Genomic DNA, 631 nt, shown 5'->3' with positions numbered 1-631 from the left:
TTTTAAAGGAAAGCAATTTCAGCAGGATGTGATTATTGTAGCCGTGGGCTACTATCTTCGTTATAACCTTAGCTATCGTGAAGTTCAAGAAATCTTATATGATCGTGGCATTAACGTTTCTCATACGACGATTTATCGTTGGGTGCAAGAATATGGCAAACTACTCTATCAAATTTGGAAAAAGAAAAATAAAAAATCCTTTTATTCATGGAAAATGGATGAAACGTACATCAAAATTAAAGGAAAATGGCATTATTTGTATCGAGCCATCGATGCAGATGGTTTAACCTTGGATATTTGGTTACGTAAAAAACGGGACACACAAGCAGCCTATGCTTTTCTTAAGCGGTTAGTGAAGCAGTTTGATGAACCGAAGGTTGTAGTCACAGATAAAGCCCCCTCTATTACAAGTGCCTTTAAGAAACTAAAAGAATACGGCTTTTATCAAGGGACAGAACATCGTACCATTAAATACCTGAATAATTTGATTGAACAAGACCATCGTCCAGTAAAGAGACGCAATAAATTCTATCGAAGTTTACGCACTGCCTCTACCACGATTAAAGGCATGGAAGCCATTCGAGGATTATATAAGAAAACCCGAAAAGAAGGCACTCTCTTCGGGTTTTCG

General features: G+C 37.4%; 1 protein-coding gene. It reads left to right on the top strand.

The genetic code is table 11. The features are described from left to right. Positions 1 to 631: IS6-like element IS1216 family transposase (locus OZZ83_RS14690; RefSeq protein WP_325066108.1), on the top strand; the 631-nt coding region annotated here is incomplete at both ends.

This window comes from Enterococcus sp. E5-162 (assembly GCF_035725965.1).
GTDB classification, from domain to species: Bacteria; Bacillota; Bacilli; order Lactobacillales; family Enterococcaceae; genus Enterococcus_B; species Enterococcus_B lactis.
This window is presented reverse-complemented; position numbering and strand designations above follow the sequence as displayed.